Source organism: Methyloceanibacter sp. wino2 (assembly GCF_003071365.1).
Lineage (GTDB): Bacteria > Pseudomonadota > Alphaproteobacteria > Rhizobiales > Methyloligellaceae > Methyloceanibacter.
In genome coordinates, this window is sequence record NZ_CP028960.1 from 1,223,108 (window position 1) to 1,235,531 (window position 12,424).

At 54.9% G+C, this 12,424-nt stretch carries 4 protein-coding genes, 1 tRNA gene and 1 pseudogene; 3 read left to right on the forward strand and 3 right to left on the reverse strand.

Features of this window, described 5'->3' with window-relative positions:
* Positions 1–171: 171 nt before the first annotated feature.
* Positions 172–321: pseudogene (locus tag DCY11_RS16135) on the forward strand (recombinase family protein); the annotation flags it as partial.
* Between the two features lie 488 nt (positions 322–809).
* Positions 810–2,078 carry a hypothetical protein gene (locus DCY11_RS05700; protein ID WP_108681784.1) on the forward strand — a complete coding sequence of 423 codons (1,269 nt, stop codon included), beginning with the start codon at positions 810–812 and terminating at the stop codon, positions 2,076–2,078.
* A 68-nt stretch (positions 2,079–2,146) separates the two neighbouring features.
* On the opposite strand, the gene DCY11_RS05705 is transcribed toward DCY11_RS05700, so the two are convergent.
* Entirely contained in the window at positions 2,147–3,460 is a 1,314-nt protein-coding gene (locus DCY11_RS05705) for an ATP-binding protein (RefSeq protein ID WP_108681786.1), read from the reverse strand.
* Complete coding sequence (locus DCY11_RS05710) at positions 3,457–7,596, reverse strand: NACHT domain-containing NTPase (protein WP_159079832.1); 4,140 nt, start codon at positions 7,594–7,596, stop codon at positions 3,457–3,459. The genes DCY11_RS05705 and DCY11_RS05710 overlap by 4 nt, the downstream gene beginning before the upstream one ends.
* Before the next feature lie 486 nt (positions 7,597–8,082).
* On the opposite strand from DCY11_RS05710, the gene DCY11_RS05715 reads away from it, so the two are divergent.
* On the forward strand, positions 8,083–11,664 hold the full coding sequence (locus DCY11_RS05715) for an SIR2 family protein (protein ID WP_108681790.1): 3,582 nt from the start codon (positions 8,083–8,085) through the stop codon (positions 11,662–11,664).
* A 551-nt stretch (positions 11,665–12,215) separates the two neighbouring features.
* Here DCY11_RS05715 and DCY11_RS05720 read toward each other — a convergent pair.
* Positions 12,216–12,292, reverse strand: a tRNA-Arg gene (locus DCY11_RS05720).
* Positions 12,293–12,424 lie beyond the last annotated feature (132 nt).

Below are 12,424 nucleotides of genomic sequence, written 5' to 3' on the forward strand. Positions count from 1 at the left end.
TTCTATCCAGTTAGTTTTTCCTACGTAAAATCAATAGGCTGCTTACCGGTCGATCCCGCCGGATACCGCACTTTACCGCAAATGTGGTAGCTATCTGGTAGCTATTCGGTAGCTATTACACGATGCGCAAAGGATGCATCTGTTGCGCCTTGCGTGTCCAAAAGTCCTCCGACGAAGGCCTTCAACACCACGTCATTCATGGGTCGGCTGACCGTCAACGTTGTGCTCTCCTTCACCCCGTTCGAGCACGAAGTCACGAGTGAATGCGCCCCCGACAGCATCGCCGCCTCCAAGAAAAAGGGTATGTGGATGGGTGGCGTCGAGACGAGGCGGGTCATTCAAGACCATGGGGGCCCTGATTCCAGGCTCGATCCCAAGCTCGTCAAGGCGCTCGCACGCGCGCGGATTGCTCGGTCGGATCGTTTAAGACGAGATGGACGGGATAGGCGCTCTTGCGCGCGCCGAACGGCTCGATCCTGCCTATGTGACCCGCCAGGTCTGTTTGGCTTTTCTCGCGCCGGAGATCACCAAAGCAATACTGGAAGGACGACAGCCGACGGAGTTGACCGCCAAGCGGCTCAGAAACTCAGGACTTAAGCTATCCCTCGTCTGCAGCCGCCAGTTGCAGTCGCTTTACGCCGTTTCCTAGTCCGAAGGAAACTAGTTCGACGCCTGGGGCTCGGTGCAGATTCAGAGTGTCGCGACCTTGACCTGTGGCGATGGCTGAGTGCCGTGGGCTCAGCGTCTGCTTGTGACGCTAGTAGGATACCCGCAACCCATGTATCAGACTGACAGTAGGTGTGACTAATATGGCAACGACAGCGACAACGGCCAATTCCCTAACTGTCTTCTTTGCTTGGCAGAGCGACACGCCAACGAAGATCGGCAAGAACTTCATCCGCAAGGCTCTGGATAACGCGGCTGGGCGTCTCAATGACGACGCTAGACTTGGGGTCAAGGTTATCATCGATTCCGATACCCAGGGCCTCGTCGGCACGCCGCCCATCACTGCAAGCATTCTTGAGAAGATCTTGAAGGCTGATGTCTTCGCGGCGGATCTAACTTTTGTTGCGGAGACAGAGGGCGGCAAGCTCATTCCGAATCCGAATGTGATGATCGAATATGGCTATGCCCTGAATGCTCTCGGGTTCGAGGCCATGATGCCAACGATGAATACGCACTATGGAGCACCGAGCAACCTGCCTTTCGACATTGGGCATCTCCGGCATCCGGTCCAGTACAATATTTCGCCCACGATAGCGGACGGAGAAAGACGGACGGTTCGACAAACGCTGACAGATCAGTTTGAGGCAATATTGCGCGCGGTGGCGTCGCACAAGGCGAAAAGCGCCAGAGAACGAGAACCTTTCGTGCCAAGAACGCCGGTCCGGCCGCCCGCCTTCTTCTTCAACGCAAGTGACCTCATCGCAAACTTTGGAGGTCCCGGCGAACAGGAGCTGCGGTTCAAACGCTCGCGCGCGGTCTTTATCCGCCTCTATCCATCATACGCGGATCGAAAGCCGCCCAGGCTAGCGGACCTTGATGACTTGGTCGCGAAAGTCAAACCGATGGCTAATGAGATCAATCCTCTACATACCTACAATGAGTTCGGCGCCACAGTTCTTGTGCCGCACGGCACTGGCATCACATCCTTCGTACAGGCGTTCGAGAGCGGGGAGCTTTGGGGGATCAGCGAGCGCCCATTTCGCAGCGGAACTCCCGCCTTTGTCATAGCAATCGCGGCGGAGCAGGCTTACACAATTGCACTTGATAATTTCATTCGGGTGTACGAGCGCGATTTCAAATTTAGACCGCCGTTCGCCCTGGAGTTAGGCGCGGTGGGGCTGCGTGATCTGCGCCTTATCGTACCAAGCCACGAATACCCCAGCGGTGAACTTGTAGGACCATTCCGCGCGGCGTCGATTTCTAGAAGCTATGTTCTCGAGAGTACAGACAGGTCCGAGTGGTCTCAAAGGCTGAGAGAGTTCCTGGACGACTTCTACGACCTCGCGTTGAAACGTCGCTCGGAAGTTTTGACCGATCAAATCGTTGAAGCAAACAACCTCGTTCCACGATAGCCCGACGAACCCGCCGATTCGGTCGCTTGCGTTCACTCGATTCACTGAATCTGGCCCCAACGCTTTGCCTATGCCGAGGCCACAGCGTCGCACGCGGCCAGCAAAGGCATGGCTTCGAAGCCATCTCTTGCAGCAAAAGTTTCTGGCCCTGAGTGAACGACAATACGTCTGCTGGCCCCCACTGTTTCAGCAGCAGTGACTGAACCTCGCTGAACTTCCGGCTTGTCCCCTAGTTTCACCTCGATTGCCCAGAAACCCGACCTAGGGAGCTCCAATATCAAGTCGATTTCTGCCCTGTTCTCGTCGCGGTAGAAAAATGAATTGTGCTCGCGGGGAGCAACATTGATGAGCGTCTCGATTACAAAGCCTTCCCAGCTGTGCCCAGCAATGTCATGGCCCAGAACGTTTTCGAGAGTGCTTAGGTTCAGCAAGGCATGAAGCAGACCCGAGTCTCGGACAAAGTACTTTGGCGACTTGGTAAGACGCTTGCCAACGTTGGCAAACCAAGGCCTCAGCTCCCGAATGAACAGCAAGCTTTTCAAAGCGGTCATACATTCTTCAATTCGCGGCTTCGGTAGGCCGAGATCCGCTGCAAAGCTGTGTCCGCGATTCCAGAGCCCCCCCTGTCTAGCAGCAAGCAATTCCCAAAACCGGTGCAGTGTTTGGCCGTCAACGTTGAGCCCTAAGGCGGCGATGTCACGCTCGACATAGGTTCGAATAAAGTCGCGCCGCCATTCGAGGCTCGTCGCGTTGTCGGCAGCCCTGAAGCTCTCCGGGTACCCACCCCTCAACCAAAGACGATCAATCAGTTCTTTGGTTTGTACTGGGCCATTGTGATCACTCTGGACGGGCCCTTCTTGTACATCGCCACCTGCTACAGCTGTCTCGCCCCTTGCAACTGTTGGCCCAACAACCTCGATCAGTTGAAGGGCTGGTAGATGTGACTCGCTGATGCGGCCTGCGAGTGACTCGGAAGCTTCTCTCCGCAAGTTCAAACTAGCAGACCCCAAAATCAAAAATCGTCCTCTCTTATCCCCCAAGTTTCGGCGACGTTCGTCAATCTGGGCCCGCATCACCCCGAATAGATCGGGTCGAATTTGGATTTCATCCAAAACGATCAGAGCATAAGGATGTTCACGAAAAAATGCCTCTCCATCGCCCAACTGTTTGATGTCCTCTGGACTCTGAAGATCCAAATAAACAGCGTCAGGGAAGCTTTCGTAGATTTCAAAAGCCAGCGTTGTTTTTCCAACTTGTCGGGACCCAAGTAGCGCTACGCAATCCACGTTCTCCAATTTTGTAAGAATCTCTTTCTTGAGAACACGCTCGACGTGATTGTCAGCGGCGGCATTCGCCCCAGGATCGATTGCCGACCCCGTCATTGCTTGTCTGGCTCTTTGTCGAGATCGAGGACAAATATGGCGATTGAATCTCGCTGTCCTTTCGGTAGCTCCCGCGCGAGCATAGTCTGCATCTGCTCCGCGGATTCTGGAGAGGGAAGGCCCTTTGGGGGTCGCTTCAAGCGCTTTCCCGGTGGCGCATTCCGGCCAAACCAGAACACCAAGTAGATGCCTCGCCCATCGGACATATGGTCGATGGCGTAAAGCTCACTTAGTTGGGACGACATGCCGGTCCAAACATCCTTATTCCACTGCCCTTTTGCTTCCAACGGGACGCGGACTGTGCCTAATCGGAACCCAGCGTCAGATCTTTTTTTCTTTGGCATAGCCTCTTCCGGAGAAGTTTGAATGCCAAAGGGCAAGTGCAGCAGATCGAGCAACAAGTCCCGACAGTCGTTCTCGGTACGCGGCTTACCAGCGTCGTCGTAAAATCGATCTCTCGTGTCCGTTGCACTGCCCTTAATTTTTTTCTGCAGCCTTGAGATCGAGTCGAGAGCTATCGCCTGAACCTCTTGCGCACTGGAAGGCGGCTCATCGTTAAGCGTAGCGACAAGCTGGTCGATTTTGGCTGGGAGAAACGCATCCTCCATGCGGGCCCTGCGTTGCATCGCACGTGCTGAACGAAGTTGCTCTGAATAATCGTCCTCGACCTCTTCTACGAGAGCGTCAAGAAGCTGCCCCGCTTCTTGGGATGTGTCGTTGGCGAGTCGGTAGATCGCCCATTCCAAGAACTTTGTGGCGTCCCATGAATTGGTATCGCCGCCCGTAACGCCGCTGGGTCTCGCCGCTTTGGGCCAAAGACTGCGAAACGACCTGACAATCCAGGCCAATTGGTTTGCAGAGATCGGGAGCCCCGCAGTTCTGTCCCATCGGTCTATGTTGACTATTGACCGAATGCTCCAGATAAAATCTGGGTCTAAGACTTTATCAGCACTAACCCAATCTGCGTGTTGCTCAAAGCTGACGAGGAAACACACTGATTGCCAAAGCCGCTGGTTTTCGGTTTTCCGCTTGCTCTCGCTAAGCCGCATTTCGGCAATTGACCTCAGCGCACTCCAGGCGAAGTCTCGTTCAGGGCCAGGCGCAGTCGCTAGACATTGAACAAGTTCATGCTCAGTTTCGCGCGATATATTGGAGAACCTCTCAAGCCACTCCGCTGACAGTTGTGTCGATAGAGGGCGATAAGTTGCGTCCCTCGCAAATTGGTACAAACCAGTTATGTGCTGGTGTTCGGTCAGGAAGTGCGGCTCAAACCACGTGCGAAGAAATGTCTCAAAAAGGGGTGGATTGGAACGAAGCACTCCATCAAGCGCCTCTTCAAAGCCATCCATGCTGCCGCTTTGCTGAACCAGATCACCGGCAATGCCGATGCGACCCGTCATGACCACTTCAACCGGAATATCTTCAAAGCCGCGCCCATTGCGCCATCGTTCAGCGAGGCCCGCCATGATAGGGTGGATGAAATGCCAGAACTTTCCGTCTGCGTAGCTATTGGCCACCTGCTGTGGCGTGGGAAGGTCTTTGCGGAAAAGCGTTGCTTCAAATCCGGCCAAAGCCGCGCCCTGCAGTTCCTCACCTAACCAGTCGCCAATGCGTTCCGGAGGTTCCTTTTCGTTGTTGATATCGGCGAAGAGCCCGAAATAGGCTTTCGCCGATGGCGCAACCCATTGCAGTTCTCCTGAACGTAGGTCCAACTCGTGTGCAGCGAACTCTGCGCGTTGTTCTAGTTTTCTCGCCTTGTCCCTGAGTTCACGTCGCTTGCGTTTCTCCTCCCACTTCCTCTCCTTGTCGCGCCACCTCTTTGACTGTGCAGTTTCCCTGGGATCGAGAAAATCTAGGAGCTGTTTGTCGCCAGACGCATAAGACTGGGCAAGCAATCGCACTTCGTCAGGAACACCTTTGTCCGTGCGAGATGCCGAAACCAAATCACGCCAAACTTCATCAAAATGTTTCGACCGTTCATGCCTCGCAGATAGTTCCTCCAAGTGGACAAGGATGTCCTGTTGCTGCAGTCGAAGACCAAACGAGTTCGGACCACCCCAAAAGTAACTAGTGAACCGAGGCGCTTCGACATCGCCGGAAAAAAGCATGTGGTTCTGAATAGATTGTCGATCTTCAGAATGTGACCTAAAATACCGTGCGATCTCATCTTTGTCGTCATGATCATAGCCAACACGGCGTATGAGCGAGTCAAGCCAGCGCCATAGGCGAACGGGCTCCAAAGGCGATTGTGCCAAGTACCGAACAATGAGTTCTTGAGAAAACCCAGATAGTTCAGACCGGCTTTCCCAACGGTCTAGAACGTCATCTGAGCGTTCTCGTCTGTCAATTACGCCATCCGCTAGATGATCCAGCAACGACGGAATGCATTCTATCGGGATGAGCTTTGGGAAACCGTAAAGTAGACCAGCGACTACAGTTTCTCCCGTACGGTGGCCCTTACTCGACAAATCGAGATGCGCCAAGATCGCTTCCGCAATAAGCCCTTCTGCAAAGTGCTCGACTCCGACGCTACGCATTAGGCTCAATGATAAGCGTGCAGAACTATGGTCCGGCAGCTGGCACAGCTCACGGCATAGAGTGGGCCAATCCGTTGTGTCGCGAGCAATGCTCACTAGGGCTTCCCCGGCATCAGCGCGCTCTGCGTAAGTCAAAGTGGTGTCACTCAAGAGCCCTTTGAGATCTCTTTTGAGCGCCACAGCCATCGGTGTGTCCTTAATGACCTCAAGCAGAAGCGTGCGAAGGTGGTAACCTGTGAATTCAGACGTGATTGCCTCGCGCACATCGTCGGCTAGTTCGGTGTGTATGAGTCCCTTGGCTGAGTGGGAACCCCAATCTCCTGCCCGAAAATAGGGGTCCTCTTGCTCAAGTCGTCGGAGAGACTTGAGCAATTCTCTACCTTGTTCGAAAGTGAGCCCATCGGCATCGCCGTAGCGAAGGAGCCCATACGGGTCATTCGCTATCACTGTTGTGGCCAACTCTTCATCAAAGTGAGCGAGCCAAGCGTGCAATCCGCGGAGCGAAGCTGGGACTAAGCCGTCGACGGTGATTAGCGCGAACAAGCGCGCCATTACGCGGCTATTACCCTTCGCCTGCTCAGCAAGCCATCGGGCGCCAAGGTATTCGGCGACCGTGCGATGAAAGGGCAGAAAACGACTTTCCCCCGATCTTGCACTTCGGAATAGGCGACTGTGCAAAAGCGATCTGGAATATTTGCTGTGAGGTAACGTCGTAACTTCGGCTATAGGCAGATCGTTATTCGTATCAGGAATCCTATCCTGAATAGAAATTGCGTCTTTGCCGGTCATCAGCCATGCGGCCATAGTCGCCCCAGCCGCATCCAAGGCTTCTAGCTTCGGCAACCGCGCCAGTTCGGAGTTGACATATCTTGGATTTGGTTCGAGCCGCAGGACTTCGACTGCTTGCTCATACAAGGCGGCTCGCGTGTTCGGCAGAGAGTAGCCTGCCTTCTGCGTAAGCTTCGCAAGCAGATCAAGCGTTAGCGGATTCCCATAGAGTTCAGCCAGCCCCTTTTCTTCGAGCTGCTCGATGAGATTCGTTGCGCTGGCTTGATCCACTTTGCCGTGGACGAGGAACCGGAGAGCCTCCTCGCGCGCAATCGGCTCAAGAGTCCACTCTTCCGGCTTACGTCCGTAATCGTCAGCGATTTCGACGCTGTCCACTGTGTGCTGCCAGTCAGCAGCCCTACACGACAGAATAAAGGGTGGCCATCCGATGGTGCCGAGAGCCCTTAGTACGTTGTGTAACGGATCACCTTCCTGAAGCGCGGCGACCTCATCAAGCGCATCAATAACGAGCACTTGCATGGGGTCAGAAGGTCTAAAACGCTGAGGACTGCGAACGAACGAGGGGGCACGAATCAGATCGGTGCCGCTGTGTTTTGCGAGCTGCTCAAGCAACCACGTCTTGCCCATCCCCGGCTCGCCCAACACTACTATCGGGGGCATCCGTTTCGGCAGTTCTGCATCAACAATTTCCAGCCTGTTTCCACGCTCGTCGTATGAAGTCAAATGGCGCGGAAGATAGCGGTGGTCTATATGTGAGGTCGCTGTCATCAATGAAAAATACGAGTTTCCAGATAGTGCCGGCGGCTCCATATTAGTCGCTCATACCATTTTACGTGAGCACATTGAGCACGCTGGCAACGATGCGGCGTGCCAATTTCGCATCGGTACCGCTAGGCACAAGAGACTGCCAAGAGCGAACCAAACAGGATTGGCCGTCGCATCAATCCCGCTGAACAGCCAGCGCGAGCAGGCACGGCTCCACCGTGCAATCCCAGATTCGAAGCCTGATACAAATCATGATGTCGGGCCGATGGCGAGAGCATCTGTAAGAGCCCCACGACCGAGACAGCGGTGCTCGCGAGCGACTGCCTCATAATAGATCGAAAAATTGCGTGATCAGCACGGACGGTTGGATCTCGTGTCACGACATCCAAATATTGCACCGGGCAAGCCATGGCGCATGATTAAAGGCTGGACAATCGAGTTACCCGAGCTCGACCGAAAGTAGTCTCATCTTGTCTCGACAACACGGAACGTACCTCCCAAGCTTGCCGTCCCTGACCAGGAGTCGCGCGGATGCAAATTGAATCCCTTCCTGACTACCCAGCGCTGCGGCAAGTTCAAGATGCGTTGTGGAAGACTGGCGAAGTCCACGGCGCTGCCGTGATGGTTGGAGCCGGCTTCAGCCGTTTTGCCGACCGCGCAGCGGCGACCACTCCGCTCCCCCCGTTGTGGCAGGATTTTCGGGACGAGATGCTAAGTAGCCTCTATCCGGAGGGTGGAGGTCCGAGTGATCCATTGGAACTTGCTGAGGAGTACCGCGCTGCTCTTGGCGAGCAGGCCCTTGAGAATCTCCTTCGAGGTCGGATTCGAGATGAAGAATGGACGCCGGGACCTTTGCATCAGCAATTGCTGCGGCTTCCGTGGGCGGACGTGCTGACGACCAATTGGGACACACTTCTGGAGCGTGCCAAGGAGCTTGACCCAGACTACGACTATAGCGTCGTGCGCGTGGCTGCAGACATCGCCCGCGCTCGCTCGCCTAGAATCGTAAAGCTGCACGGAAGCTTGCCATCACACGGCCCCTTCATTTTTAGTGAGGAAGATTTTCGGACATATCCACAACGCTTTGCACCCTTTGTGAACCTCGCACAGGAGGTATTGCTGGAAAATGAGCTTTGCCTTCTTGGCTTCTCCGGAGATGACCCAAACTTTCTCAAGTGGGCAGGTTGGGTTCGAGATCAGCTTGGAAAATCAGCTCGCCCGATCCGACTGATAGGGGTGCTCAACCTTTCTCCATCACGTCGGCGTTTGCTCGAAGGGCGCAATATCACGCCGGTTGATTTGGCGCCGCTTGTGAGTGACATACCTCGGGAGGATCGCCATCGGCGAGCAACTGAAGTTTTTCTAGAATCACTGTGGCAGGCACGTCCCAGGACTGCATCCGACTGGACAGTTTTGTCAGAACAGGATTACAGCGCGAAAGAGCTTCCCGATGCCGATGCTCGACTGACGCGACTTGTAGAAGTTTGGGCCAAGGATCGACAGAACCATCCCGGTTGGCTCATCACGCCCTTGTTTGTGAGAGAGCGAACCAGGCACAGAAGTTTCGATGGTCTGGGACTCATCTCTGCCAATCTGCAGAAAGCAAGCGCGCCCATCCGGGCAAGTATCCTCTACGAAGCAGTATGGCGTTGGAAAGCCCTGTTCTGGCAAATTCCACCCTTCATAGAAGAGGCCATCGAAAGCCTCGTTACCAACGAAGACGATCGCACATTGCCCCTGGAACGCCGTGTGGCATTGCGTGCTGCAATCACAAGACTCGCTCGCTTAAAATGCGACTGGCCAGCATTTGACCGTCGCATCGCGTCACTTGAAGCTCTGCCGAGTGCCGATGCCGAACCAGACGCGGTCTACCAACGTTGTTTGAGAGCCCGAGACCAGTTGGACTATTCTTACGTCCTAGCCCACAGCGATAAGATCACGGGCTCCGACCCTGTTTGGCTACTACGGCGCGCGTCTCTTCTTGCAGAGATTCTCGACGCGCAAGAGGCGGCACGGGCAATTCAGGAAGCCTATGAAGAACTTCGACGTCGTCGGGCTCAAGATCGTCGAGGGCTATGGCTTCTATCGCGTGAAGCTTGGGCAACGTGGTTGATGCAAAGCGCTCGCTACGAACTAGACGAAACTCGCAGGCGGCAGGAGTTGCCAGATTGGCCTTCCGTATACAAAGACGCTGATGCGGATCCTTGGGATGAGCTTCAGCGGTTAGACGGCAACCTAAGTAAGGCGGAGACCAATAAGCGGAAGGCTGCGCGCGACCGGGAACCAATGTTTGACGCAGGCACCTACCGAATCAAATTGAACCTCTTTGAGATGCAGGGCCCCACGACCGAGTCACCCTATATCGACCTACTATTTCTGAGTGAGACCGTCGGCATCCCACCACGTCTTGGCTCTTTCAGTCTACTAGAGGAACGCCTTGCTCGGGCCATCGATATCGAGCATGACGAGAGCATCGCCGGGGCGTGGGCAGCACTTCGATCAATTACATCATATGATCGTGGTCTCATAAACGATCGGTTCAGTCGAATTGCCGTCGCGAGACTCCCGCTCGATGCAGTGCAGGACTTGATCTCTGCACTCCGACAATCGGTTGAGTTCGGCCGAACCCGACTCACGCAAATCGGTCAGGATGGCAAGCCGCGCCCTCACAGCGATTGGGTCAGTCGCCTTCGCACCCATATCGAACTGCTTTCCCGCCTTAGTCTGAGTTGTCAAGGCGACGAGGCCATAGCTCTGTTTAGGCTTGGTGCATCACTGCTTCACGACCCCGCCACTGCGCATTGGTGGCTCTTTGAGGCAATCGGCAACCTTATGCGCCGCAGTCTTCAAGCTTTGGAGCCTGACAGAAGAAGGGAAGTAGCACTAGAAGTTCTCTCCCTGCCATTGGCTTGTGAAAAAGATATACTCGGCAACGAACGTGATTTTCCCGAGATATCTGACTTACTGGGCCGGAGCGATTGGAGTCACCGAGAAGGCTGTTATGCATGGTCTTCAAGGATCGCCTTCCTCATAAACGTTGCTGCAGAGAACAAGCACGAACAATCTCGCGAGCAAGCGGTATTTCGGCTGTTCAAGCTCTTTGAAGCGGGCGCGCTACTCGACAATGAAGCTAGCGCATTCGGCGAGGCCATCTGGAGACACACCTCACAAGAGGGCCTACCAGCAAATACAAATCTGCTCCCTCACATCTTCATTGAACTGCCGCATCCAAGCATCGTGAATCCACGTACGGCGTTTGACGCCGCGGTCGTAAGGAAGCTAGCGGAGGGATCGCTAACACCGGATCTCTTGCGATCTCTCGAGGGTGCGTCCTACAAGCTGAATGGGGACTATGTACCCTACAGACTGTATCCAGATGATGCTCGTTCCATCATAGACAATGCCCTAGAGTGGAATGCCTCAGGAAAATCACCCGCCAGGTTGGATCACGAAGACGAGCGCACTGCTGAGGCAATCGCCGGCGCACTTGCAAGCACTGTCATTCCCACGTTGTCAGAGGGAGAAATCGACGCAGAACGATGTTGTGCCATTCTTGCGCATATCGCAGACCGTTCGTTGCCTTCGTTACTCAGGGTTCTGCCCGCCTTAGTTCGCGCCAACAAGTCAATTGCGGACGAAGCACATGAGTCCATACGAAACGGCCTGTCCAGCTTGGACTCTCACGTCGTGGTGTCGGCACTGTCAGCGATCTATTGGCTCGCACGATTCGCGCGCAACGGAGGTGAGCCAATACCCTATATACTGGCGGCGGAGGTTGTTTCCTTATGCGTCATGCGGAGGGAGCAGGGACTAACCTCAGCGCTTAGTGTTGCGCGGGACCTTGTTGCCGCTAACGCCATTGACGACCAAGGCATGCGTCGACTGATCGAGGCCATCGAGCTAGTCCGCACGGAAACGTCCTATGAGACATGGTCGGACGAAGAGCGCCGTTCTGACGTTGGACTTATTCGCGAGGCCGCACTCAGGTTGGCCGCCGCATTAAAGAATGCGGGATCAAGCACGCCCTCAATTGACAAATGGATGGAAGAGGCGGCTACCGATCCCTTACCTGAAGTACGCTACGCCATCGAGCTGGTCGACGCCGAGGCGTAGACGCGATCACGTAGCCTCCGTCTCGGCGCCTTTGAATGGCGCCGACGGTCACTTCTACCACTCACGTCCCCGAGGGGGCGCTTATTGGAGTGCCGGCCATTGGTCATCTTAATACTTGCTAAGCCGATGGCAGGCGTTTCACAAAGTGTGCCCCCCAAGAGTGGCCAGTTGAGAAAATGCGCGAGAAACACCGCTGCTCGTGCAAACGCTTGCGTCTCTCTACACCCTTTCCGCAGAACCCCTGCCAAGTAGTGGCGCACATCTGCGCTTTTTCCGCGCTATGTGGTGAGTAAGTGGAGAGAACCGGAAACGCCACGACTGGGTGGCTGAGAGCCTCGGATTCGAAATTCGGCCCTCATCGCGCTGATAGACGGCCCGATGCAAGGTGTCACTTTGGTAGCTATGTTCACGCTACCAGCGCTCACACAACATATTGATTTTTAACCAATAAAACGTGCCGCGAGGCCGTGACGGACGGAAGTTCGGTAGCTAAATGGTAGCTAAATATGAACTCCGTATACTGACTTAATTGTGCTAAGTCATTGATTTATTGGCGCGCCGGGGAAGATTCGAACTCCCGACCCCCAGATTCGTAGTCTGGTGCTCTATCCAGCTGAGCTACCGGCGCAAAAGGCCAAGAACCGCAATGAGTTGGCGGTTCGGCGTGTCGAAGGCGGTCAGTGACCGGTCCCCTCAAGACCCGCCTAGCTAATACCTGGGGACTTCGATAGCAAGAGCTTCCGGCAATTCTTGTCGCAAT

Bases quoted from the DNA above. Each gene is read 5' to 3' on its own strand.
- DCY11_RS05710 (WP_159079832.1), bottom strand. From the start codon at position 7,596: ATGGAGCCGCCGGCACTATCTGGAAACTCGTATTTTTCATTGATGACA.
- DCY11_RS05705 (WP_108681786.1), bottom strand. From the start codon at position 3,460: ATGACGGGGTCGGCAATCGATCCTGGGGCGAATGCCGCCGCTGACAAT.
- DCY11_RS05700 (WP_108681784.1), top strand. From the start codon at position 810: ATGGCAACGACAGCGACAACGGCCAATTCCCTAACTGTCTTCTTTGCT.
- DCY11_RS05715 (WP_108681790.1), top strand. From the start codon at position 8,083: ATGCAAATTGAATCCCTTCCTGACTACCCAGCGCTGCGGCAAGTTCAA.